Here is a 24,880-nt window from a genome sequence, read left to right on the forward strand (position 1 = left end):
TTGTCAACAATCCGAGGAACGACCCCCGGAGCACCGGACGTGTCACCTGCACCGGCGATTCCGGAGGCTGAGCCTTGGATCTGGACTTCCTCGCGTTTGAAGGCCCGTTGGCGCAACGCGGCATCGGCATCATCGCTCCCTTCGACCTCGCGCTGGAACGCGAGCTCTGGCGTTGGGTACCCATGGATGTCTCCCTTCATCTGGCGCGGACGCCGTACGAGCCGGTGCCGGTGAGCATGGAGATGGCGCAACTCGTCAGCGACAGCCGGCACCTGGCCGCCGCGACGCGGGACGTGCTGCACGTGGAGCCGGAAGTGGTGGCTTACCTCTGCAGCTCCGGCAGCTTCGTGAACGGCATCGACTACGAGCGCTCCCTGACCAAGGCGATCTGCGACGCGGGCGCGCCCGACGCCGTGACCACCTCCGGCGCACTCGCCGAGGTGCTGCAGCAGCTCGACCTGCGCAACGTCTCGGTGCTGACGCCGTACGACGCCGACCTCACCGGGAAGCTGCACGACTTCCTCGGCGAGCTGGGCGTGCGCACCGTTTCGAGCGATCACCTCGGCCTGGGCGGCGGCATCTGGAAGGTCAGCTACCGCACCATCGCCGAGCGGATCCTGGCCGCCGACCACAGCGAGGCCGAGGCGATCTTCGTCAGCTGCACCAATCTGCCGACGTTCGACCTGATCGAGCCGCTCGAGGCGGCGCTCGGCAAACCGGTGCTGACCGCGAACCAGCTGACCATGTGGGCCTGCCTGCGCCGGATGAGCCTGCCCATCGTGGGCCCCGGCCGGTGGCTGCGTGAGGTCTCCTGATGGTTCCGGTTAACATTGTCGACAATCTGCGTATCCCGGAGGTTTCGTGACCACCATCGGCTTCATCTACCCCGACCACGCGGCCGAGGACGACTACCTGCTCGCGCAGCAGCTGCTCGGCGGCACCGACAGCGAGCAGGGCGACATCCGGCTGCCGGTGGAGCACATCTACGGCACCGACCTGCACGCCGTGCCGGAGCTGCTCGACCTCGGCAGCGAGGCCCGGCTGGCCGACGGCGCCGCGCTGCTGGCCAAGCACGAGCCCGACGCGGTGATCTGGGCCTGCACGTCCGGCAGCTTCGTGTACGGCTGGGACGGGGCGCGCGACCAGGCCGACGGTCTGGCCCGGGTGGCCGGGGTGCCGGCTTCGAGCACCTCCTTCGCGTTCGTGCACGCCGCGCAGGCGCTGGAAGTGAAGCGGGTGGCCGTGGCGGCCAGCTACCCCGACGACGTGGCGCAGCTGTTCGTGGAGTTCCTCGCCGCGGGCGGCATCGAGGTGGTTTCCATGGCGAGCGCGGACATCACCACGGCCGCCGAGGTCGGCCGGCTCGCGCCCGACGCCGTGGTGCGCCTGGCCGTGCAGCACGACCACGCCGAGGCCGACGCCGTGCTGGTGCCGGACACCGCGATGCGCACGCTGGCCGAGATCAACGCCATCGAGGCCGCGCTCGGCAAGCCGGTGCTGACCGCGAACCAGGTGACCGTGTGGGAGGGCCTGCGGCTCACCGGCACCACGAGGCTGGTGCGTTCGATGGGCCGGCTGTTCCGGGCGAGGGGCTGAGCCATGGTCACCTTGCCCGACATCGAGCCGGTCAGCCGCGAGTCTACGGCCGCGGTGATCGCGCGGCAGCTGCGCGACGCGATCATGACCGGTGCGCTGCCGCCCGGCACCCAGCTCGGCGAAACCGACCTGGCCGCCCGCTTCCAGGTTTCGCGCGGCCCGCTGCGGGAGGCGATGCAGCACCTCGTCTCGGAAGGCCTGCTGCGCAGCGAACGCCACCGCGGGCTCTTTGTGATCGACCTCGAACCGGGCGACGTCTACGACATCTACCTCGCCCGCTCGGCGGTCGAGCGGGCCGCCCTGCTGCGCGCGCTGCGGGGCGACCGCGACGCGGTGGCGGCCGTGCTGGAGCAGACCGTGGCGGACATGGCCGCCGCCGCGGACGACGACGATCCCACCGCACTGTCCACAGCGGACCTCCGGTTCCACGAGGCACTGATCAACGCCTCCGGCAGCAAACGCCTGGTGCGCATGGCCCGCACCCTGCTGATCGAGACGCGGATGTGCCTGAGCCTGCTGCAGAACACCTACCAGCGAGTCGAGGAGCGCGTGGACGAGCACACCCGCATCATCGACGCGCTGCGGGCCGGCGACGACGAGACCGCGCTGCACCTGCTCGAGGCCCACATGGAGGACGCGGTGCAGCGCCTGGCGCCCGGCACGAGCCTGAAACAGGGCACGGCGCCGGCTGTTCCGTAGGCACTGCAGCAAAAGCCGGGGTAGAGCTATCGGACTGGCGTGGGGTCGGCGTGGCGACGGAAGGTGCTCAGCCATCGTCGCGCACCCCCAGGACGGGCTGGCCGCCACGGCCGCCCCGATAGGACGGTGACCACGGAAAGGCGCCCGAATCGTCCGCGTAGACCAACTGGAGCGCACGCACATCGGGGCCATACAAGGTGATCGCCAGCGACAGGTGCGCCGAAGGCTCCGCCAGCGCCACAACCTCCATCGGCGGCCCACCACGCAAGGTGAGCACGTCGCCCGGCCCAAGTGGGCCGGAGGACAACGACTCCGCGGCGACGGCGTTCAGCACCATTGCCGACAGCGGCTGATCCAGGCCGGTGACCACTAGTTCCGGTAAGCCGTGCACGGTCAGACCCGCGGTATAGGCCCAAGCCGGCCGTGAATCCCGCGCGCTCACAGCCTGGACGATCCAGCCGGTCTCATCGATCAGGCCCAGGATTCCGGTCAGGTACTCCGCCACGACCCGGCCGGGTTCGCGGCGGAACCGTTCCCGGACCTGGCTTTCCGGCAGGACGCCCTGCGGCGGAACACTTTGCGGCAGAACACCCGGCGGCAGAACGTTCTCCGGCAGAGCGCTGCCCGATAAAACTCCGTCCGGCACACCGTTTTCGCAGAACCAGCACATCCGAAGCTCTCCTCCCCCTCGTCCCGGTGGGGTTCCGCCGGGACGAGGAGGAGTCAAGCGCGGGGTACCGACAAAAAATCAGCGGAGGGCTTCGGCCACCGCCGTGCCGAGGCGGGTTGTGGTAGCGGTGCCGCCTAGGTCGGGGGTGAGCTCGGCGCCGGCCGTGAGCACCTCGTCCACGGCTGCGCGGATTGCTTGTGCGGCAACGGTTTCACCCAAGTGTTCGAGCATCATCGCGCCCGCCAGGATCTGCGCCACCGGGTTGGCGATGCCCTGGCCGGCGATGTCCGGGGCACTCCCGTGGACCGCCTCGAACATCGACGGGTATTCACCCGATGGGTTGATGTTCCCGGACGGTGCCATGCCCAGGCCGCCCGTCACGGCGGCGGCGAGGTCGCTCAGGATGTCGCCGAACAGGTTCGACCCGACGACCACGTCGAGCCGTTCCGGTGCCTGCACCATGCGCGCGGCCAGAGCGTCCACATGGCACTGTTCGGCGCACACGTCCGGGTAGCCGGCCGCGACCTCGGCGAAGATCTCGTCCCAGAACGGCATCGAGTGGATCAGCCCGTTGGACTTCGTCGCCGACGTGACGCGCCCGGAACGGGTGCCCGCCAGCTCGAACGCGTAGCGGATGATCCGCTCCACGCCCACCCGCGTGAACACCGACTCCTGCAACACGAACTCGTCGGGGCGGCCGGCGTTGTGCCGCCCGCCGATCGCCGAGTACTCGCCCTCGGAGTTCTCCCGGACGATCACCATTTCCAGCTCCTCGGCGGAGCGCCCCGCGAGCACCGACGTGGTGCCCGGCAGCAGCCGCACCGGCCGCAGGTTCACGTACTGCTGGAACGCCCGGCGCAGCGGGATCAGCAGGCCCCACAGGGAAACGTGGTCCGGCACCCCGGGGAAGCCAACGGCACCAAGGAAAATCCCGTCGAACGCCGCCAGCTGGTCCACCCCGTCGTCCGGCATCATCGCGCCGGCCTTGGTGTAGCGCTCGCAGCTCCAGTCGAACTCGTTCCACGCCAGGGAGAAGCCGTGTTTCGCGGCCGCCGCGTCGAGCACCTTGCGGGCCTCCACCGTGACGTCGACGCCGATCCCGTCGCCCGGGATGCTCGCGATCCGGTAGTCGTTCACAGGCTCACCGCGATGTACTTGGTCTCCAGGAACTCGTCGATACCGACCGTGCCGCCCTCGCGGCCGAGCCCGGACTGCTTGATCCCGCCGAACGGCGCCGCCGGGTTCGACACGACGCCCTGGTTCAGCCCGATCATGCCGGCCTCCAGCCGCTCCGAGACGCGCAGCGCGCGCTTCACATCGCTGGTGTAGAGGTAGGAAACCAGGCCGTACTCGGTGTTGTTGGCCTTCGCCACCGCCTCGTCCTCGGTGTCGAACGGGGTGATGGGCGCGACCGGGCCGAAGATCTCCTCGGCCGCCAGCCGCGCTTCGGCCGGCACGTCGGTGAGCACCGTCGCCGGGTAGAAGTGGCCCGGCCCGTCGACGGCCGCGCCGCCGGTCAGCACGCGCGCGCCGCGCTCGGTGGCGTCCTCGACCAGCGCGGTGACCTTCTTCACCGCGGCCTCGTCGATCAGCGGGCCGACGACCACCCCGTCCTCGGTGCCGCGGCCCATCGGCAGCGCCTGCATGCGCTCGGTGAGGCGTCGCGAGAACTCCTCGACCACACCGCGCTGCACGTAAAACCGGTTCGCCGCAGTGCAAGCCTCGCCGATGTTGCGCATCTTCGCCTGCATCGCGCCCTCGACGGCGGCGTCCAGGTCCGCGTCCTCGAACACCAGGAACGGGGCGTTCCCGCCCAGCTCCATCGACGTGCGCAGCACCTTCTCCGCGCACTGCTCCAGCAACTTGCGGCCGACCGCGGTCGAGCCGGTGAACGAGAGCTTGCGCGCCCGCCCGTCGCGGATCAGCGGCTCCATCACGCCACCCGCGTCCGTGGTCGTGACGATGTTCAGCACACCCTCGGGCAGCCCCGCCTCGGCCAGGATCGCGGCGAGCGCGAGCATCGACAACGGCGTCTGCGCGGCCGGCTTGATCACCATCGTGCAGCCCGCGGCCACGGCCGGGCCGATCTTGCGGGTGCCCATCGCCATCGGGAAGTTCCACGGTGTGATCAGCAGCGCGGGGCCGACCGGCTGGCGGGTGACCAGGAAGCGGCCGACGCCGTTCGGGGCGACCGCGTAACCGCCGTCGATGCGCACGGCCTCTTCCGCGAACCAGCGGAAGAACTCGGCGGCGTAAGTGATCTCACCAGCGGCCTCGGCGAGCGGTTTGCCCATCTCCAGCGTCATGAGCAGCGCGAGCTGGTCGCGGCGCTCGATCAGCTTGTCGTACGCCCGGCGCAGGATCTCGCCGCGCTCGCGGGGCGCGACGGCGGCCCAGCCCGCCTGCGACTCGGCAGCCGCGTCCAGCGCCGCCAGGCCGTCTTCCGGCGTGGCGTCCGCGACCTGGCACAGCACGGCCCCGGTCGAGGGGTCCTGGACGTCGAACGTCCGGCCGCCGGTCGCCGGCACCCACTTGCCGCCGATGAAAAGCTCCTTGTCGACCGCGCCGACGACGCCTGCCTCACTGATCGCGCTCATGCAGCCAACTCCCTGTTCGTGGTTGTCCCGAAGCCATGCTATGGATATTGTCAACAATCGACAACCGTTCGAACCCAGCTTAGGAGCGCCGCCGCATGGCCCAGCTTTCCCCGCTGCTCAAGCAGGCAACGCCCGTCGTGGTCGACCACGGCGAAGGGGTGTACCTCTACGACGTCGACGGGAAACGTCACCTCGACTTCACCGCGGGGATCGGCGTGACCAGTACCGGTCACTGCCACCCGCGGGTCGTCGAGGCGGCCCGGGAGCAGATCGGCAAGCTCGTGCACGGCCAGTACACAACCGTGATGCACAAGCCGCTGCTCGAACTCACCAAGCGGCTCGGCGACGTGCTGCCGGCCGGCCTGGACTCGCTGTTCTTCGCCAACTCCGGCAGCGAGGCCGTGGAGGCCGCGCTGCGCCTGGCCCGTCAGGCCACCAAGCGGCCCAACGTGATCGTGTTCCAGGGCGGCTTCCACGGCCGCACCGTGGCCGCCGCGTCGATGACCACCTCCGGCACCCGGTTCAGCGCCGGCATCTCGCCGCTGATGGCCGGGGTGCACGTCGCCCCGTTCCCGTACGCCTACCACTACGGCTGGGACCAGGACACCGCGACGAAGTTCGCGTTGCGCGAGCTGGACTACCTGTTCCAGACGGTCTCCGCGCCGAACGAGACGGCCGCGTTCTTCATCGAGCCGGTGCTCGGCGAGGGCGGTTACGTGCCCGGCAACACCGAATTCTTCGCCGGTCTGCGCGAGCGCGCCGACCGCCACGGGATCCTGCTGGTGATGGACGAGGTGCAGACCGGCTTCGGCCGCACCGGCAAGTTCTGGGGCCACGACCACTTCGACGTCTCCCCCGACGTGGTGCTCATCGCGAAGGGCCTGGCCAGCGGCTTCCCGCTGTCCGGCATCGCGGCCTCTCAGGAGCTGATGGAGAAGGCACTGCCCGGCTCGCAGGGCGGCACCTACGGCGGCAACGCGGTCTCGTGCGCCGCCGCCATCGCGACGCTGGCCGTGATCCAGGACGAGGGCCTGGTCGAGAACGCCGCCGAGCGCGGCCGCCAGCTGCTGGAGGGCGCGCGGCTGGTCGCGGACAAGACGCCGGCGATCGGCGACGTGCGCGGGCTCGGCCTGCTGGTCGGCACCGAGTTCACCACCGCCGACGGCGAGCCGGACCCGGCCACGGCGGCCGCCGCCCAGCAGGCCGCGGCGAAGAGCGGTCTGCTGCTGCTGACCTGCGGCGCCTACTCGAACGTGGTCCGCATGGTGCCGCCGCTGGTCGTCACCGCCGAGCAGGTCGACGACGCCCTGCGCATCTGGGGCGAAGTGGTCGCCTCGGTCACGGGGAGCTGAGCCATGGCCCGGTACATCACCATCACGCTGGACAAGCGCGGCGTCACCTGCCGCGCGCGGCTGCTCGACGCCGAGGCGCCGCGGACCTGCAAGGCCGTGTGGGACGCGCTGCCGCAGAGCGGCTCGGCCTACCACGCGAAGTACGCGCGCAACGAGGTCTACACCCTCGTGCCGCCCTTCGCGGAGCCCAAGCCGGGCCGCGAAAACCCGACGATCACGCCGATCCCCGGCGACGTCGTCTACTTCGGATTCGAGGCGTGGGAGATCGGCAATCCCGCGTACGGCTACGACGACGGCAGCGAGGCCCACAGCGATCAGGGCGCGACCGACCTCGCGATCTTCTACGGCCGCAACAACCTCTTGATCAACGGCGACGCGGGCTGGGTGCCCGGCAACGTGTTCGCCACCATCGAAGAGGGCCTGGCCGAGATGGCGGAGGCCGCGCAGGACCTGTGGCTGCGCGGCGTCGAGGGCGAGACGCTCTCGTTCGCCCGCGTCGACTGACCCGCCTTGCCTTGAAGGACTCCTTGCCCGCGTCGGACGCGGGTGAGGAGTCCTTCCACTCGTTCGGGCCGGCACCCCGTCGAGGGTGGGTCTGTCCACACTGTTCAGTGAAGGCCGGTTGACCGTCGGTGATCACGCGGTGGGGCCGGGAAACCGGTGGCAGCACGGGAAAATCGCCCTGGCCCGACCCGCTGATCACCCGGCCGTGTGAACCTGGCGGACTCACCATTCGTGGCAGGCCGCTCACCGGTTCGTGTCAGCGCCCCGCCCACTTGCCCTAGCCGACTTCTGCTACTCAGAGTGATCATCGGGCGTTTCGCTACACACCGTGGCCACGGACGTGTCAAGTCACCCCCGCCGGAGAACACGAAAGCCTTACGCGTTTATGGTGGGAAGATTCGCGGCACCCACCGGTACGGGCACCGGCTTTTTGACAACGCGCCAGCCTGGTGAAAATCTTCAATCGTTCCTCGCGAGGGCACAACTGAACACGAAAATCCGAACAAGGAGCCCCTCAATGCAGCTTTTCACCCAGCACGCGCACCACTGCCACGACCTGATCACGGGTGTGCTGGCGCACCTGGCGCACGTGCTCGGCTGGCTTGTCTGACCTCCTGAGCAGGATTACCGAGGGGCCGGCCTGTTGGCGCGGGCCGGCCTCTCGGCCCCCATTCCTAAACTGCGGGCCACCCGATCAGCCGGGTGGCCTTTGCGCATTTCCGGGAATTGTTTCCGCCACGTTTCCCCGCGCCGCCGTGACGCTCACCGGCGGTCACCCCGGGCAAACGTGAACAGGTTTCATGGCCAGCTCACCACACGACGTACTACGCTTCGGGCACAGGCGAAGGCGCGTGAGGAAGAGGCTGCCGATGGGCGACGTGACGGCACAGCTGGCCGCTATCGTCGGGGAGGCGAACCTGCTCACGGGCGAGGCCATCTCCGACGACTACGCGCACGACGAGGCGCTCAGCTCCCCGCCGCAGAAGCCCGCGTACGTCGCGAAGCCCGCTTCCGCCGAAGAAGTCGCGGAGCTGCTGAAGGCCGCTTCGACGGCGAGCGTGCCCGTCACCGCGCGCGGGTCCGGCAGCGGTCTTTCGGCCGCCGCGCGCCCGTTGGCCGACGGTCTGGTCATCTCGTTCGAACGGATGAACGCGGTGCTGGAGATCGACGTCGAGAACCACCTCGCGGTCGTCCAGCCCGGCGTCACGCTGGCGGAGCTGGACGAACGGGCCGCCGCCGCGGGCCTCACTTATCCCGTTTACCCGGGTGAGCTGAGCGCGACCATCGGCGGCACCGTCGGCACCAACGCGGGCGGCATGCGCGCGGTGAAGTACGGCGTCACGCGCAACAACGTCCTCGGCTTGCAGGCCGTGCTGCCGACGGGCGAGATCATCCGCACCGGCGGGCGCACGTCGAAGGTGTCCACGGGGTACGACCTCACGCAGCTGATCATCGGCTCCGAGGGCACGCTGGCGCTGGCCACCGAGGTGATCGTGAAGCTGCACCCGCGGCTGCCGCACGGCGCCACGGTGCTCGCCCCGTTCGACGACCTCGACCAGGTGATGGCCGTGGTGCCGAAGATCCTGGCGAGCGGGCTCGCGCCGCACATCCTCGAGTACATCGACAACATGACGATGGCCGCGATGGTCTACAACGAGAAGCTCGAGCTGGGTGTGCCGGACGCGATCCGCGAGCGTTCTCAGGCGTATCTGTTGGTGGCGCTGGAAAACAGCGACACCGGACGGCTGGGCGAAGACGTCGAGACGCTCGGCGGGCTGCTGGACGAGCTGGGCGCGCTCGACGTCTACGTCCTCGAAGGCGGCTCGGCGCGCAAGCTGGTCGAGGCGCGGGAGAAGGCGTTCTGGTCGGCCAAGTCCGCGGGCGCCGACGACGTGGTCGACGTGGTGGTGCCGCGCTCGGCGATGCCGGTTTTCCTGGCCACGGCCCGGGAACTCGCGCTCGCGGCCGGCGGCGGGGTGATCGGCTGCGGGCACGCCGGCGACGGCAACGTGCACCTCGCGGTCTTCTGCAAGGACCCGGAAACCCGGTCGGAACTGCTGACCGGCATCTTCGCCAAGGCCATGGAGCTGGGCGGCGCCATCTCCGGCGAGCACGGCCTCGGCCGGACCAAGGCCAAGTACTACCTGAAGCTCGAAGACCCGGCGAAGATCGAGCTGCTGCGCCGCGTCAAGTCGGGCTTCGACCCCGCCGGCATCCTCAACCCCGGTGTCCTCTTCGGCTGAGCACCCGGCCTCCGACCAGAAAGCGAGCACCATGAACGGCGCCCAGTCCTTGATCCGCACGCTTGTCGACGCCGGGGTGGAGGTGTGTTTCTCGAACCCCGGCACGTCGGAGATGCACTTCGTCGCGGCGCTCGACTCGGTGCCGGAGATGCGCGGTGTGCTCGGGTTGTTCGAAGGAGCCGTGACCGGCGCGGCGGACGGCTACGCGCGGATGGCGGGCAAGCCGGCCGCGACGCTGCTGCACCTCGGGCCGGGCCTGGGCAACGGGCTGGCGAACCTGCACAACGCGCGGCGCGCGCACACGCCGATCGTCAACATCGTCGGCGACCACGCGACGTACCACAAGAAGTACGACGCGCCGCTGGAGTCGGACATCGACGCGATCGCCAGCTCGCTGGAGGGCTGGGTCCGCCGGTCCGAGCACACCAAGGACGTCGGCGCGGACGCGGCGGCGGCGGTCGCGGCGGCGCAGGACGCGCCCGGCCGGATCGCGACGCTGATCTTGCCCGCCGACGCTTCATGGGGCGAAGGCGGCGAGACGTGCGCGCCGATTCCTCCGCGCGCACCGCAGTCCGTCGATGCGACGACGGTCAAGAAGATCGCCGAAGTCTTGCGCAGCGGCGAATCCGTCGCGCTGCTCATCGGCGGCGCCGCCTGCCGTGAGCCGGGATTGCTTGCCACCAGCCGGATCGCGGCGGCGACGGGCGTGAAGGCGTTCGCCGAGACGTTCCCCGCGCGGCTGGAGCGCGGCGCCGGGCTGCCCTCGATCGAACGGCTCGGTTACCTGGCCGAGCAGGTGGCCTACCAGCTCGACGGCGTCAAGCACCTGATCGTCGCCGGCACCAAGGCGCCGGTGTCGTTTTTCGCCTACCCCGGCAAGCCGAGCGACCTGGTGCCGGAAGGCGCGCAGGTGCACGTGCTCGCCGAGGTGGGCCAGGACGCGACGGGCGCGCTGAACGACGTCGCCGCCCTCGTCGCCCCGGACACCGCGCCGGTGCTGCAAGAAGCCTCGCGCCCGGCGTTGCCGACCGGCCCGCTGACGGCGCAGAACTGGGCCGACGTAATCGGCGCGCTGCTGCCCGAGCAAGCGATCATCGCGGACGAGGCCAACACGTCCGGCCTGCTGATCCCGGCCGCGACTGCGGGCGCCCCGCGCCACGACGTGCTCACCCTGACCGGCGGCGCGATCGGCTACGGCATCCCGGTGGCGACGGGCGCCGCGGTCGCCGCCCCGGACCGCCCGGTGGTGAACCTCCAGTCCGACGGCAGTGCGCTGTACACGATTTCGGCGCTGTGGACGCAGGCGCGGGAGAACCTGAACGTCACCACGGTGATCCTCAACAACCACGCGTACGCGATCCTGCGGATCGAGCTGCAGCGCGTCGGCGCCGCGCCGGACGGCCCGAAGGCCAACGACCTGCTCGACCTGAGCCGCCCGGACATGGACTTCGCGAAGATCGCGGAGGGCCTGGGCATCCCGGCCACCCGGGCGACCACGGCGGAGGAGCTGGCCGAGCAGTTCGCCCGCGCGGTGGCGGAGCCTGGGCCGCACCTGATCGACGCGGCGGTGCCTTCGCTGATCTGAGCCTTGTGAGTGTTCATGACGGTTCTCACCGTCATGAACACTCACAAGTCCTCAAGCCGCCACGGGTTCACGAGCGGCGGCGGCGCGAGCGCGTGGGACGAGGGCGGTGAAGCCCAGCCCCACCACCGCGGCCAGCCCGGCGACCGCGAACGTCGCCCGGAAACCCGGAAGGGACGGCCAAGTCAGGCCGCCTGCGGTGATGGTCAGTGAGGCGAGCATGGTGGCCATCACCGCGCTGGAGGTGGACGTGCCGACCGAGCGCATCAGCGAGTTCAGGCCGTTGGCCGACGCCGTTTCGGTGACCGGCACCGAGCCCATGATCAGCGCGGGCATGGCCGCGTACGCGATGCCGACGCCCGCGCCGATGATCACCGACGCGGCGATGATCTCCAGCGCGTTGTCCATCAGCAGGATGGCGAAGACGTAGCCCAGCGCGATCACCACGGCGCCGGTCATCAGCGTGGTTCGCGCGCCGTAACGGTTGGTCAGCCGCGCCGAGACCGGCGACAGCAGCATCATCACCAGCCCGTTCGGCGCCAGGCACAGACCGGCCTCGACCATCGTGCGGCCGAGGCCGTACCCCGTGGACGAGGGCGCCTGCAGCAGCTGCGGGAACGACAAAGCCATGGCGTACATGGCAAAACCGACCATGATCGACGCCAGGTTGGTGAACAGCACCGGCCGCCGCGCGGACACGCGCAGGTCGACCAGCGGGTCTCGGCGGCGCAGCTGGTACCAGCCCCAGCCGAGCAGCACGGCGACGGCCGCGGCGGCGAACCCGAGCGTGCGCGGGCTGCCCCAGCCCCAGGTGGCGCCCTTGACGATCGGGAGCAGCAGGCAGGTCAGCCCGGCCACGAGGCCGAGCGCGCCCAGGTAGTCGAACGGCGCGGGCGTGCGCAGCGGCGACTCCGGCACGTACCGCAGGATCAGCAGCGCGCACGCCAGCCCGAGCGCGGCCGAGCCCCAGAACAGCACGTGCCAGTCGGTGTTCTGCGCGACCACCGCCGCCAGCGGCAGGCCGATCGCGCCGCCGACCCCGAGCGTCGCGCTCATCAGGGAGATCGCACCGCTGACGCGTTCGGCCGGCAGCTCGTCCCGCATGATGCTGATGCCCAACGGGATCACGCCCATCGCGCAGCCCTGGAGCCCGCGCCCGGCCACCATCAGCGCGAGCGAGCTGGTCAGCGCCGAGAGCACCGAGCCCGCCACCAGCACGGCGAGGCTCGCCAGCAGCACCCGCCGCTTGCCGTAGAGGTCGCCGAGCCGTCCGCTCACCGGCGTGATCACGGCCGCCGCGAGCAGCGTGACGGTGACTACCCACGACGCGTCCGCCGTCGAAGCGTTGAGCAGCTGGGGAAACGCCGGGATGAGCGGCACCACCAGCGTTTGCATGAACGACGCGACCAGGCCGCACGAAGCCAGCACCACGACGATCGCCCGACCGCTGCCCTGCGCCACCTCGACCCCCAAAGCCCGTACGCGATACCAAAACGCACGGTACCGGGCAGGACCGACAATCTCGGTGCTTCGTGACCGATCCGACTTAGCCGCTCGTGAGTGGCTATGACGGTTCTAACCGTCATAGCCACTCACGAGCTTCTCCTTGCCGACGTTGCGTGGCGCGGCGGCACTAGAGCCACTGTTTGACGCCACCGTGGCCGGAGCAGGTGCCGGACCGATGCTGGCTGTAGCTGTAGCTGCCGTCCTTGCACTGCGCCGTCGCGCCGGACGGGTTCGACGACGGGCGGTGCACGCAGGCGCCGCTCGAGTTGCGGTAGTAGTCACTGCCGCACGCGGCGGGTGTCGTCGGCTGGGCCGCGGCCTTTTTGGTCGCCGGGATTTTCGGAACGGCCTTCTTCGTCACCGCGGGCGGCTGCGCGACCGGAGCGACCGCGACGGGCGAGTCCGACGTCGTCGGAATAGCCGCGTCCGAGGTGGCCTCCGGCGGGGAATAAGCCGGCAACGACGAAGTGGTGGTATCGGGCGTGACGACACCGGAGTCCTTGACGGGCAACGTACCCACGCCGCACCCGGCGACGAGCGCACCCGCCGCCAGCACCATTCCCAGCTTCCTCAGCATCGCGGCCTCCCGTTCCGGAATAACTTCGTTCCGCATAGTCGGGAAGGTCCCGAAAAGTGTTACGCCGGTTAAGAGCCAGCTAATGGCGCAACAGGTCACTGGGAAACGATTCGGCAACAAAAGCCGCCGGGCCGTGCGGGGTTCGTCCGATCGGAGCAGCATCACCGCGGTGCCGAACAGTTCTGAGCGACGAGCAGTGGTCGCGGGCGGCGGGGTCGTGGGTCTCACCACGGGGTTCGCCCTGCGCCAGGCCGGATTCGACGTACTGGTGTGCGAGCAGGAGCCCGAGGTGCGCGGCATCGGCGCCGCGCTCGGGCTGTGGGCGAACGCGCTGGAGGTCTTCGACCGGCTCGGCGTCGGCGCCGCGATCCGCGCGGCCGGCCACCCGAGCGCGATCCGCTACCAGGACCCGACCGGGCAAGTGCTGGACGAGTACTACGCCGATCTCGCCGGCGTCAACTACCTGATGGTCACCCGACAGCGGCTCAACGAATTGCTCGCCGAGGCCGTTGGTCCGGACCACCTGCGCACCAGCGCCCGCGTGGTCGGCTACGAGGACCGGGCAAGCGCCGTCACCGTGCGGTTCGAGGACGGCAGCACCACGGAAGCCGACCTGCTCATCGGCGCCGACGGCGTCTACTCGAAGGTGCGCGAGCAGCTTTCCCCGGGTTCCGCCGCGCAGGAATACCCGGGACACCTGGCGTGGCGCGGAATCGTGCCGGAGAGCGCGATCCCCGAGATCACCAGCGAACGGTTCGTGGTCGGGCGCGAGCGCACCCGCGGCGGGGTGGTGCGCAGCGGCGGCGGGCTGGCGTTCTGGGTGCTCGCGCAGCTGGGTGCGCAGTCCTCGGCCGCGTCCGGGAAGCAGGAAGCCCTTGCACTGGTGCCGTATCTGCACGAGGGCGACTGGACGTTCCCGCTGCGCGAAGCGATCGAGGCGACGCCGGAAGACAAGGTGGTCCGCAACCGCGTGATGGCCGTGCCGCTGCAAACCCGCTGGGTCGACGGCCACGTGGCCCTGGCCGGCGACGCGGCACACGCGCTCTCACCGCACATCACCTCCGGCGCCTCGCTGGGCATCGAGGACGCCGCCGTGCTGGCCGACCACTTAGGACGGTCCGGCGACGTGCCTGCCGCGCTCAAGGCGTACGAAGCCGACCGGCTCCCGCGCTACGCCGAGGCCTACCGCCGGGTAGACGAGGTCGCCGAGGCGTCGGTGGAGCCGCGCGAGTTCGCGAAGGAGTTCTTCGGCTTCATCCGGTGGATGCTCGGCTAGTGTCGTGTGGCTCTGGCGGGTTTACGCCCCAATGTGGCGTTCGGTGCGCTCAACGCAACCAACGCCACATTGGGGCGCTCCGGGCCAAGCCAGAGGCGGAGCACACAGCAGGTAAAGAAAGCGGAATCACGCGGCACTAGACGCCCCAGCCCGTCGGCGTCGGTGACAGGCGGAAGTCGAGCGTGCCACCGAAACGGACGAACGACGGATCAAGTTTCCAATCCCGCTGCGGATGCCCACCACGCCGGACGTCCTGGATGTACTTACCGTCGCCGGACGCGGTGATCGTCAACACCGCACCACCGCCGGAACGCACCACCGCCTTCGGAAACAACGGGCTCGACAACAGCAACTCACCCGAGCCCGGCGTACGCGGGTAGACGCCGAGGGCCGCGAAGACGTACCAGGCGGACATCGTGCCGAGGTCGTCGTTGCCGGGCAGGCCGGACGGGCCGGTGGTGTACACGGTTTCGGCCAGCTGCCGCACCGTCTCCTGCGTCTTCCACGGCTGTCCCAGCTCGTTGTACAGCCAGGGCGCGTGGATGTCGGGCTCGTTCGTCGGGTCGTACTTGAGCGGGCCGCCGCCTTCCAGTTGCCAGTTTCCGTTGGCGTCGTGGAAAAAGCCGTCGAGGCGGGTGACGGCCGTCGCCTTGCCGCCCATCGCGGTGGCGAGGCCGGAGACGTCCTGCGGCACCATCCAGGTGTACGCCGCCGCGCTGCCCTGCGCGAAGCCGCGGTCGCTCGCCGGGTCGAACGGCGTGACCCAGCTGCCGTCGAGGTTGCGCGCCTGCGTGTAACCGGTGGCCGGGTTGAAGACGTTGCGCCAGTACTCGCCGCGCGCGCCCAGCTCCGCGGCCTCCTTGGTGCGGCCCAGCGCCTTCGCCCACTGGCCGAGCGAGTAGTCCGCGACCGAGTCCTCGAGGGTCTCCGCCGCGCCGCCCCAGCAGTGGCAGACGTCGTTCGCGGCGTAGTGGGAACTCAGGTACTGGGCCAGATTCGGCCGCTGCCCGACGCACTGGCCGGGACAGCCGCCGTCCTGCAGCCCTTCCGGGCGCGGCACGGTCGCCTGCCGGTACAACGAGTCGAAAGCGCCGCGGTAGTCGAAGTTCCGCACGCCCATCGCGTAGAACGTGGCGAGCGTGGCCGCCGACGGATCCCCGGTCATCACGTGCGTGGCGCCGTTCACGTGCACCCAGCGGTCCCAGACGCCGTTGTTCTGCTTGGCGTAGTTGAACAACGACTGCGCGAAGTCCCCGGCGACGCGTGGCTCCAGCAGCGCGAGCAGCTGCACCTGCGCGCGGTACTGGTCCCAGCCGGAGAAATTGCCGTACTGCGCGCGCTGCCCCGGCGCGAGCCGATGCGGCACCTGGTCCATGCCGAGGTACTGGCCGTCGACGTCGTTGACCAGGTTCGGCTGCTGCAACCCGTGGTACAGCGCGGTGTAGAAGACCTTCCGCTGGTCCGGTGTGCCGCCGCCGATGGCCACGCGGCCCAGCTCGTCGTTCCACGCGCGCCGGGTCGCGGCCGCCACGCTGTCCACAGTGGACGTCGGGGACTGCTCGGCCCGCAGGTTCCGCTCCGCGCCTTCGAGCGAGACGTACGAGATCGCGAGCCGCATGGTGACCTGGCTGCCGGGCGCGAAGCCGACGTAACCGCCCGAGCCGCGGCCGGCCCGGTCCTTGCCCGTCGCGTACCCCTCGCCGCCGGTCTGCGCCAGCCCGCCCGGCTGCAGCGTCGCGTCCTTCCACGTGCCGGTGCCGGTGAACGGCTGGTCGAACTGCGCGGTGAAGTACAGCCGGTAGTAGCTCTTGCGGTTGTTGACGCCGCCGTTCGCGCGGCGGCCGCAGAACGCGCCGGTCAGCACGGATCCGGTGACCTTCCGATGCGCCGGGTCAAGGCGGGTTTCCGCGTCTTCGCTGCCGTTGAGCGAGTTCGACGTGCGGAACAGCAGGTTCGCGGGCTTGCCCGCGGGAAAGGACAGCGTGCCGACGGTCGTGCGATCGGTCGCGGCGAAGTCCGTGGTGACGCCGTTCGCCAGGCCCAGCCGGTAACGCCCGGGCGTCGCGGATTCGTCGGCGTGCGCGAAGTCGCTCGCGAACACGGCGTCGGTGGTGTCTGCGCTCGGCGAAGAGGTGACGTCGCCGGTGAACGGCAGGATCGGCACGTCGCCCGCCGCTCCCGGGTTGCAGCCCGCGCCGTTCACGTGCGTGAGGCTGAAACCACGCAGCCGGGTCGTGTCGTACTGGTAGCCGTTGGCCGCGCCGGTGCTGGTCTGGTCGCCGCGCGTGCTGGTCGGGCTCCAGGCCAGCATGCCGAACGGCGCCGTCGCCCCCGGGTACGTGTTGCCGTCGCCCGCCGAGCCGATCAGCGGGTCGACGGAGGCGGCGAGATCAGCGGGCGCGGCCTCGGCCGGTGCCACGGCGGAGGTCAGCAGGACGGCGGCGAGGACCACCGTGAGACGACGGCGCATGGGCGGACCCTAACCGCGTCCGGTGACTTCCCGGCGAACTCCGCCGGACGAAATCACGGACAGAAACCCGCCTCAACCGTCCGTCGGGCACCACGGGTCCGAGCTGCGCCCGACGGCCAGCCCGCAGAAGCCCTGCAAGGTCCGGACCACCTCGCCGCCCTCGACGCGCAGGACCGCGACGGGCTTGTTCTCCGGCACGTTCCGGCTGATGTCGCCGCCGTAGTCGATGGTCCCGGTGACGCCCTCGATGTACTTGTTGGTCTGCTGCGGGTTCTCGCGCGAGGTGTGGATGGCGGTGATCTCGCGCCAGACCGCGCCGGGCGTGACCGGGATGTTCGACGACGTCTCGCGCAGGTACGCCGTGGCCGTGATCATCACCAGCGCGGCGTCGTAGGACAGCCCGGCGTGGCCGTCGTACGAACGGCCGCGCTCGGTCTGCTCGAAGGGGAACAGCGTGGTGTTCAGTGTTGTATAGAAGTCCCGCGCCAGTCCTTGCGGATCGGTCGCCGGCTCGGTCGCGAACGAGAGGTAGTAGTACGGCAGCGCCCGGTTCTGCTCGCGCGCGACCTGGTCGGCGACGTACCGGCTGACGTCGTCGTCGCCGATGATCGTCGCGGTGCTGCCGCATTGCGCGGCGCCGCCGGCGAAGTCGCCGAAGTCCGGCACGCCGCGGCCGGCGAAGAAGACCAGGCCGTCGTACGAGCAGGTGTCACGTCCGGCCGAGGCGGCGTTGCCCACCAGCCGGTCGCCGTAGCGCTGGTGCGACGGCGGTGCGAGCTGTCCGCCGTCCGGCGCGAACGCCCGCGCCTCGACGGCGAAACCCTTGCCCTGGAACGACTTCACCACGTCGTCGCGCAGGTTGGTGCTGTAGCTGTCGGAATCGTCGTCGGAGTAATATACGCGCAGCGAGCGCGGCCCCGGACGCTGGGTCGCGAACGCCGCGGCGACGGCCGCCTCGCGCCGGTTCTGGGGCGCCACCTGGAAGTAGATGGGGTTCTGGTCGGCCAGGCCGTCGGCGCTGAGGGTGGAGGCGACCACCGGGAGTCCGGCGTTGCCCAGCGCGCGGATGGTCGCCTGCGTCGGCTCGCTGCTCATGTCCAGCCCGACCACGCCGACCAGGCTCTTGTCCTGCTCCGCCATCTGCTTCAGCTGCCCGGCGACGCGCACGCCCTCACGCATCCCGCGGCCGCCGTTCGCGATCAGCATCCGCAAGATCGGCTCGGACGTCGCCGTCGCGTTGAGCTGCCGCAGCTGGGCGACGGCGAAGCCTTCCAGCGACTCGCGCTCGGCGGTCAGGCCTTCGGCGGTGCCGTTGGAAGAGGTCAGCGCCTCGAAGTCGACCAGCGTGATGTACGGCCGTTCCGGGTGTTCCTGGTGCAGCTGCTCGGCCTGCCGGTTCTGGTCGGTGATCACCTGCCCGACCTGGCGGACGGTGTCGTCGGCCGGGTCGAACAGGGTGAACGTGCCGTCGGAGATGCCGACGCACTCGCTGCCGGTCCAGGTGAGCCACTCGCTGGAGGTGCCGCAGTGGCTCGCGCGGAAGTCCTCGTACCGCGCGGCCACCAGCCCGGCGGCGAGGACGAGCACCATCAGCGGCACGCCGATCCGCATCCACCGCGTCGCCCACCACGGCGGGCGGGATTCGCGGCGGCGCAGCACATACGTGTCCCCGAGCGATTGCAGTTCCTTGCGCGCCTCGAGTTGCTGCTCGGGCGAGCCGGCGTGGTCGAGGCCGATCGGCAGGTACCAGGCGGCGGCGTCGCGGGCGCGGCGGTCCTTGAGCAGTTCGTGCTGCCAGGCCCGGTACGCCCCGCCCGCGTCGGACGCGCGGCGCTTGGGCCGCAGCTCGCTCGGCGCCGCGTCCGGCGGCGGCGCGTGGCTCGTGGAGACCACGAGCAGCGGGTCGAACAGGCCGGTCTGGTTGCGCACGTCGTTGATCAGCTTCAGCAGCCGGTAGCCGCCGTTCACGGTGCTCACGTGGTCGAGCAGCAGCACCGGGTAGGTCATCCGGCGGCGGCGCCAGAACCCCGACGGCCGCAGCCGGTACCCGCGGCGGAGGTCTTCCAGGAACGCGTTCACCAGCAGCCGCCCGACGAACTCGGGTGACTCGCGCTGCCACTCGCCGTCGGTCAGCCGCAGCGCGAACCGCACGAAGCTGCCCGACATCTCCGGCGCCAGGTGCGGCTGGCGGAGGAACCAGCGGTACCGGCCGGACAGCCCCGGCACCCGCCCGGTGACGGCGAGCCGGAACGTCGCCATGGTCAGCAAACGCAGCAGCAGCAACGGAATCCGCCACGCGTCGTTCTGCGGCACCAGCTCCTGCCCGACGTTCTCGATGGCCGAGCGGAACCGCACCATCAGGCCGTTCTCCTGCAGCCGCCGCAACAGCGTCCGCTCCGGCTCGGGATCGTGCCCGGCCAGCTTCTCCCCCATCAGCTGGACGACGAGCGTGAACAGCCCGAAGCGCAGCCCCGTGCCGCGCGAACGCGGGCTGCGGAGCAGTTCGTTGCGCGCGTCCCACAGGATGTCCCGAACCGCCTCGACGCTGGCGGCGGTCGCGACGCCCTCGGTGTCGGTCGCTTTGCGCTGGTCGAGCGGCAGGTAGGCATACCGGACGCTGCCGCTGGGCCGGGCGCTGCGCAGCCGTGAGCTGAACTCCTCCAGCACGCCCTCACAGGAGTCCGACCGGACCAGGCAGAACATCGGCAGCCCGCGCCGTCCCGCGCGTTCCTGCTGGTACCCGGGCTCCCACTCGACGTTCGCCTGGTGCAGCGACCGGGGCAGGTCCCCCATCCGCGGCCGCTGGTAGAGCGCGCCGATGAGCTTCACCAGCTTCTCGCCGCCACGGAAGGCGAGCGGGTCGTGCCGGTGCTCCTGGGTGGCGGTGGTCTGGTCCATGAACCAGTTTCACATACCGGGACGGGGCGGGGTCCCGCAATTTTGCCGTCCCGCCAAGAGATCGCGGCCCCCTGCCGTGGAATCCGCACGACGAAAAGGGGCCCTCTCCCGAATCCGGGAAAGGGCCCCTCGACGTCAGCGGTTATTCGTAGATCTCGCCCTTGGCCGCCTTGGCCACCAGGGACTCCGGCGGCGTGAAGTGGTCGCCGTACCGGGCGGCCAGCTCACGGGACCGGTCGACGAAGCCCTGCAGGCCGCCGTCGTACTGGTTGATGTACTGGATGACCCCGCCGGTCCAGGCCGGGAACCCGATGCCGAAGATCGAGCCGATGTTGGCGTCGGCGACGGACGTCAGCACGCCCTCGTCGAAGCACTTCACCGTTTCGAGGGCTTCGGCGAAGAGCATGCGCTCCTTGAGGTCCTCGAACGGGACGTCGCCGGTGCCGGACTTGAACGCGTCGCGCAGGCCGGGCCAGAGGCCGGTGCGCTTGCCGTTCTCGTCGTACTCGTAGAAGCCCGCGCCGGTGGAGCGGCCCTTGCGGTCGTACTCGTCCAGCATGGTGTCGATGACGGCCTCGGAGGCGTGCGCCTCCCACTTGCCGCCCGCGGCCTCGATCGCGGCACGCGTCTCCTTGCGGATCTTGCGCGGCAGCGTCAGGGTCAGCTCGTCCATCAGCTGGAGCGGCGGCGCCGGGTAGCCGGCCTGCGAGCCCGCCTGCTCGATCGACGCCGGCTCCACGCCCTCGCCCAGCGCGGCCACGGCCTCGTTGATGAACGTGCCGATCACGCGCGAGGTGAAGAAGCCGCGGCTGTCGTTGACGACGATCGGGGTCTTCTTGATCTGCAGGGTGTAGTCGAAGACCTTGGCCAGCGTGGCCGGCGAGGTCTTCTCCCCGCAGATGATCTCGACCAGCGGCATCTTGTCCACCGGCGAGAAGAAGTGGATCCCGATGAAGTCCTCCTGCCGCTGCACGCCCTCGGCGAGCGTGGTGATCGGCAGGGTGGAGGTGTTGGAGCCCAGCACCGCGTCGGCGTTCACGATGCCCTCGATCTCGCCGAACACCTTGTGCTTGAGCTCGACGCTCTCGAACACGGCCTCGATCACGAAGTCGACGCCGGCGAAGTCGGCCGCGTCGGCTGTCGGCTTGATCTTGGCCAGCAGCGCGTCGGACTTCTCCTGCGTGGTCTTGCCACGCGAGAGGGCCTTCTCCTCGATCTTGGCGGCGTAGCCCTTGCCTCGCTCGGCGGCTTCCTGGCTGACGTCCTTGAGCACGACGTCGATCCCGGCTTTCGCTGACACGTAAGCGATCGCGGCGCCCATCATGCCCGCGCCGAGCACGCCGACCTTGCGGGCGGTGTACTTCTCGAAGCCGTCCGGACGCGAGCCGCCCGAGTTGATCGTCTGCAGGTCGAAGAAAAACGCCTTGGTCATGTTCTTCGAGACCTGCCCGGTGGCCAGGTGCACGAAGTAGCGCGACTCCACCGTGATCGCGGTGTCGAAGTCGACCTGCGCGCCCTCGATGGCCGTGGCCAGGATCGCCCGCGGGGCCGGCATCGGCGCGCCCTTGAGCTGCTTGCGCAGGTTCGCCGGGAACGCGGGCAGGTTCGCCGCGAAGCTCGGGTTCGACGGGGTGCCGCCCGGGATCTTGTAACCCTTGACGTCCCACGGCTGCACGCCGCCCTCGGGGTTCGCCTTGATCCACGCCTTGGCGGCGGGCACCAGCTCCTCGACGGTGTCCACGACCTCGTGCACCAGGCCCAGCTCCAGCGCCTTGCGCGGACGGTGGCGCTGTCCCTGCAACAGCACGTTCAGCAGCGCGCTCTGGATGCCCAGCAGCCGCACGGTCCGGACCACGCCGCCACCGCCGGGCAGCAGGCCCAGGGTGACCTCGGGCAGGCCGATCTGGCTGCCCTTGGCGTCGGCCGCGATGCGGTGGTGCGTGGCGAGCGCGATCTCCAGGCCGCCGCCGAGCGCGGCGCCGTTGATGGCCGCGACCACCGGCTTGCCCAGCTGCTCGATGCGCCGCATCTGGCTCTTCATCGCCGTGCTCGACGCGGTGAACTCGGCCGCGTGCTCCGGCTTCGCCTGGATCAGGTCGTTCAGGTCGCCGCCGGCGAAGAAGGTCTTCTTCGCCGAAGTGACGACCACGCCGGTGATGTCGTCCTTCTCCGCCTCCAGCCGGTCGACGATCACGCCGAGCGACTCGCGGAACGCGGCGTTCATCGTGTTCGCCGACTGGTTCGGGTCGTCGAGGGTCAGCGTGACGATGCCGTCGGCATCCTGCTCCCAGCGGATGGTCTTGCTCTCAGCCATTTGAGTCCTCACACCCGCTCGATGATGGTCGCGACGCCCATGCCGCCGCCGATGCACAGGGTCACCAGCGCGCGCCGCGCCTGGCGCCGTTCCAGCTCGTCGACCACGGTGCCGACCAGCATCGCGCCGGTGGCGCCGAGCGGGTGGCCCATGGCGATCGCGCCGCCGTTGACGTTCACCTTCTCGTCCGGCAGGTGCAGGTCCTTCTGCCACTTGAGCACGACGGACGCGAACGCCTCGTTCAGCTCCCACAGGTCGATGTCGTCCGGGGTCAGGCCCGCGGTCTTGAGCACCTTCTCGGTGGCCGGCGTCGGGCCGGTGAGCATGATGGTCGGCTCGGAGCCGATCGACGCGGTGGCCACGATGCGCGCCCGCGGGGTGAGCCCGAAGGTCTTGCCGACGGCCTCGCTGCCGACGAGCACCAGCGCGGCGCCGTCGACGATGCCGGAGGAGTTGCCGCCCGTGTGGACGTGGTCGATCCGCTCGACCTGGTGGTACTTCTGCAGCGCGACGGCGTCGAAGCCGCCCATCTCGCCGATCGCGGTGAACGCGGGCTTGAGCTTGCCGAGGCCCTCGACGGTGCTGCCCGGGCGGCGGTGCTCGTCGTGGTCGAGGATCGTGACGCCGTTGATGTCCTTGACCGGCACCACGGACTTCGCGAAGTAGCCGCCGGACCAGGCCGCCTCGGCCTTCTCCTGCGAGCGCACGGCGAACCGGTCGACGTCCTCGCGGGAGAAGCCCTCCATGGTCGCGATCAGGTCGGCGCCGATGCCCTGCGGGACGATGTACTGGTCGTACGCGGTGGCCGGGTCCATGAACAGCGCGCCGCCGTCGGAGCCCATCGGCACGCGCGACATCGACTCGACGCCGCCGGCGATGACCAGGTTGTCCCAGCCCGAGCGCACCTTCTGCGCCGCGGTGTTGGTGGCCTCCAGGCCGGACGCGCAGAACCGATTGAGCTGGACGCCCGCGACCGTCTCCGGCAGGCCGGAGACCAGCGCCGCCGTGCGCGCGATGTCGGCGCCCTGCTCGCCCACCGGGGAGACGACGCCGAGCACGATGTCGTCGATCGCGGCGGGGTCGAGGTTCGGGTGGCGGACCTTGAGCTCTTCGATCAGGCCGGCCACCAGGTCGACCGGCTTGGTGCCGTGCAGCGCACCGCCCTTGTTCTTGCCCCGAGGCGTGCGAATCGCCTCGTAGATGTAGGCCTCGCTACTCACTGAACACTCCTCCGCACAGGGCGTCTGGATGGACACTTCGTTGGATCAGTCGACGTGCACCGGCACTGCCAGCATACCCGTCAGTAGTGCTAATGCCGATTAACATATGCCCTCGGAACCCGATGGTGTCAATGGGTTGCCACTGTTCCGATTAAGGCTATGGTCGGTTCACCATGAGTACCGATCCCGCCCGCGCGCCGCGGCCCCGCGACCGCAAGGCCCAGCTCGCCGCGGTCGCCGCCGGGCTGTTCCGCGCCCGCGGCTTCCACGGGGTGGGGATCAACGACATCGCCGCCGCGGCGGGCGTCACCGGGCCCGCGCTGTACCGGCACTTCACCGACAAGCAGGCGATCCTGGCGTACGTCGTGCTCAGCGGGATCGACGACATGGAGGCGGTCACGGCGGACGCGCTGACGGACTCCGTGCCGGCGTCCGAGCAGCTCCAGACCCTGCTCACCGGCTTGGCGGCGCAGGCCGTGGAACGCCGGGAGATCGCCGCGCTGTGGCGCTGGGAGGGCCCGCACCTGGCGCGCGAGGAGCGCCGGGAGATCCGCCGCCGCTCCGGCGCGGTGCTCGACGCGTGGACCAAATTGGTGCTCACGACCCGGCCAGAACTGCCCGCCGAAGAGGCCGAGCTGCTGTGCTGGGCCGCGCTGTCGGTGTTCGGCAGCGTGTCCGTGCACCACACCACCGTGGCCCGGAAACGGTTCATCGCGCTGCTCGTGGAACTGGCGACGGCTGTGGTGGAAACCACACTGCCGTCGGCCACGACGCCGCCGCCCGCGCCGGTCGCGGGCCTCGGCACACCGTCACGCCGTGAGCAGGTGCTGGCGGCCGCGACGGCACTGTTCGCCGAACGCGGTTTCCACGCGGTCAGCATGGAGGACATCGGCGCGGCGGCGGGCATCGCCGGCCCGAGCGTCTACCGCCACTTCCCGAGCAAGGCCGCGCTGATGGTCGCCATCGGCCACCGCGCCGCCGACCGCCTCGCGCTGGCCGCCGAGCAGGCCCTCCAGGCGCCGGACGAGGCGACCGGCCTGCGCCGCCTCGCCGCGTCGTACGTCCACACGCTGCTGCACACGCCGGAACTGCTGGTCTCCTTCACCGCCGACCGCGTCACCATGCCCGAGCGCGACAAGGCCGACCTGCTGCGGGTCCAGCGCGACTACGTGGGCCAATGGCTCAGCCTGCTCACCGCCGTCCACCCGGGACTGCCGGCACGCGAGGCGAAGGTCCGCGTCCACGCGGCGCTCACCGTGGCCAACGACCTGAGCCGCACCCGCCGCGTCTCCGGGCGGCCGCACCTGCAGGCCGAGCTGACCGCGCTGCTGCACGCCGTCCTCGGGCTCGGCTGACCGCGAAACCGCTCCCGATCA

The 24,880-nt window shown here is 70.3% G+C and carries 18 protein-coding genes; 9 read left to right on the forward strand and 9 right to left on the reverse strand.

Annotated features, from left to right (window positions below; all coding sequences use genetic code 11):
- Positions 1-74 precede the first annotated feature (74 nt).
- From OG371_RS07320 to OG371_RS07330, 3 genes are read left to right on the forward strand one after another with little or no spacing between them, the layout of a single operon-like run.
- Entirely contained in the window at positions 75-815 is a 741-nt protein-coding gene (locus OG371_RS07320; protein ID WP_329066860.1) for a maleate cis-trans isomerase family protein, read from the forward strand.
- Between the two features lie 46 nt (positions 816-861).
- Positions 862-1,596, forward strand: coding sequence for a maleate cis-trans isomerase family protein (locus OG371_RS07325; protein ID WP_329066862.1), 735 nt, complete (start codon positions 862-864; stop codon positions 1,594-1,596).
- 3 nt (positions 1,597-1,599) lie between these two features.
- A complete protein-coding gene (locus OG371_RS07330; protein ID WP_329066864.1) occupies positions 1,600-2,295 on the forward strand; it encodes a GntR family transcriptional regulator in 696 nt (231 codons plus the stop codon).
- Positions 2,296-2,362: 67 nt separating this feature from the next.
- Here OG371_RS07330 and OG371_RS07335 read toward each other — a convergent pair whose 3' ends face one another.
- The 3 genes from OG371_RS07335 to OG371_RS07345 form a co-directional block, all read right to left on the reverse strand.
- A complete protein-coding gene (locus OG371_RS07335; RefSeq protein ID WP_329066866.1) occupies positions 2,363-2,965 on the reverse strand; it encodes a DUF4262 domain-containing protein in 603 nt (200 codons plus the stop codon).
- 78 nt (positions 2,966-3,043) lie between these two features.
- Entirely contained in the window at positions 3,044-4,102 is a 1,059-nt protein-coding gene (locus OG371_RS07340; RefSeq protein WP_329066868.1) for a tartrate dehydrogenase, read from the reverse strand.
- Entirely contained in the window at positions 4,099-5,562 is a 1,464-nt protein-coding gene (locus OG371_RS07345) for an NAD-dependent succinate-semialdehyde dehydrogenase (protein ID WP_329066870.1), read from the reverse strand. Before OG371_RS07345 ends, OG371_RS07340 begins: the two co-directional genes overlap by 4 nt.
- A 95-nt stretch (positions 5,563-5,657) precedes the next feature.
- On the opposite strand from OG371_RS07345, the gene OG371_RS07350 reads away from it, so the two are divergent.
- The 4 genes from OG371_RS07350 to OG371_RS07365 all read left to right on the forward strand — a co-directional run bounded on the left by OG371_RS07350 (position 5,658) and on the right by OG371_RS07365 (position 11,246).
- Positions 5,658-6,914, forward strand: a complete 1,257-nt coding sequence (locus OG371_RS07350) for an aspartate aminotransferase family protein (protein WP_329066871.1) — start codon at positions 5,658-5,660, stop codon at positions 6,912-6,914.
- Between the two features lie 3 nt (positions 6,915-6,917).
- Positions 6,918-7,418, forward strand: a complete 501-nt coding sequence (locus tag OG371_RS07355) for a DUF3830 family protein (RefSeq protein ID WP_329066873.1) — start codon at positions 6,918-6,920, stop codon at positions 7,416-7,418.
- A gap of 869 nt (positions 7,419-8,287) precedes the next feature.
- Positions 8,288-9,661 (forward strand): FAD-binding oxidoreductase, encoded by a 1,374-nt coding sequence (locus tag OG371_RS07360; RefSeq protein WP_329066874.1) that lies wholly within the window; start codon positions 8,288-8,290, stop codon positions 9,659-9,661.
- Between the two features lie 31 nt (positions 9,662-9,692).
- Entirely contained in the window at positions 9,693-11,246 is a 1,554-nt protein-coding gene (locus tag OG371_RS07365) for an acetolactate synthase large subunit (protein WP_329072930.1), read from the forward strand.
- Between the two features lie 51 nt (positions 11,247-11,297).
- On the opposite strand, the gene OG371_RS07370 is transcribed toward OG371_RS07365, so the two are convergent.
- Both OG371_RS07370 and OG371_RS07375 read right to left on the reverse strand, forming a co-directional pair.
- Entirely contained in the window at positions 11,298-12,716 is a 1,419-nt protein-coding gene (locus OG371_RS07370) for an MFS transporter (RefSeq protein WP_329066876.1), read from the reverse strand.
- Positions 12,717-12,876: 160 nt separating this feature from the next.
- Positions 12,877-13,326: a DUF3761 domain-containing protein gene (locus tag OG371_RS07375; RefSeq protein WP_329066878.1), complete on the reverse strand. Its 450-nt coding sequence runs from the start codon at positions 13,324-13,326 to the stop codon at positions 12,877-12,879.
- 169 nt (positions 13,327-13,495) lie between these two features.
- On the opposite strand from OG371_RS07375, the gene OG371_RS07380 reads away from it, so the two are divergent.
- Positions 13,496-14,602, forward strand: a complete 1,107-nt coding sequence (locus tag OG371_RS07380) for an FAD-dependent oxidoreductase (RefSeq protein WP_329066880.1) — start codon at positions 13,496-13,498, stop codon at positions 14,600-14,602.
- Between the two features lie 136 nt (positions 14,603-14,738).
- Here OG371_RS07380 and OG371_RS07385 read toward each other — a convergent pair whose 3' ends face one another.
- The 4 genes from OG371_RS07385 to OG371_RS07400 form a co-directional block, all read right to left on the reverse strand.
- Positions 14,739-17,072, reverse strand: a complete 2,334-nt coding sequence (locus OG371_RS07385) for a GH92 family glycosyl hydrolase (protein ID WP_329066882.1) — start codon at positions 17,070-17,072, stop codon at positions 14,739-14,741.
- A gap of 72 nt (positions 17,073-17,144) precedes the next feature.
- Positions 17,145-19,970, reverse strand: a complete 2,826-nt coding sequence (locus OG371_RS07390; protein WP_329066885.1) for a hypothetical protein — start codon at positions 19,968-19,970, stop codon at positions 17,145-17,147.
- Between the two features lie 142 nt (positions 19,971-20,112).
- On the reverse strand, positions 20,113-22,284 hold the full coding sequence (locus tag OG371_RS07395; RefSeq protein ID WP_329066887.1) for a 3-hydroxyacyl-CoA dehydrogenase NAD-binding domain-containing protein: 2,172 nt from the start codon (positions 22,282-22,284) through the stop codon (positions 20,113-20,115).
- Between the two features lie 8 nt (positions 22,285-22,292).
- Positions 22,293-23,504, reverse strand: coding sequence for an acetyl-CoA C-acetyltransferase (locus OG371_RS07400; RefSeq protein WP_329066889.1), 1,212 nt, complete (start codon positions 23,502-23,504; stop codon positions 22,293-22,295).
- Positions 23,505-23,677: 173 nt separating this feature from the next.
- Between OG371_RS07400 and OG371_RS07405 the strand changes: the two genes are divergently transcribed.
- A complete protein-coding gene (locus OG371_RS07405; RefSeq protein ID WP_329066891.1) occupies positions 23,678-24,859 on the forward strand; it encodes a TetR/AcrR family transcriptional regulator in 1,182 nt (393 codons plus the stop codon).
- The last annotated feature ends 21 nt before the right edge of the window (positions 24,860-24,880 follow it).

This window comes from Amycolatopsis sp. NBC_01480 (assembly GCF_036227205.1).
GTDB lineage: Bacteria > Actinomycetota > Actinomycetes > Mycobacteriales > Pseudonocardiaceae > Amycolatopsis.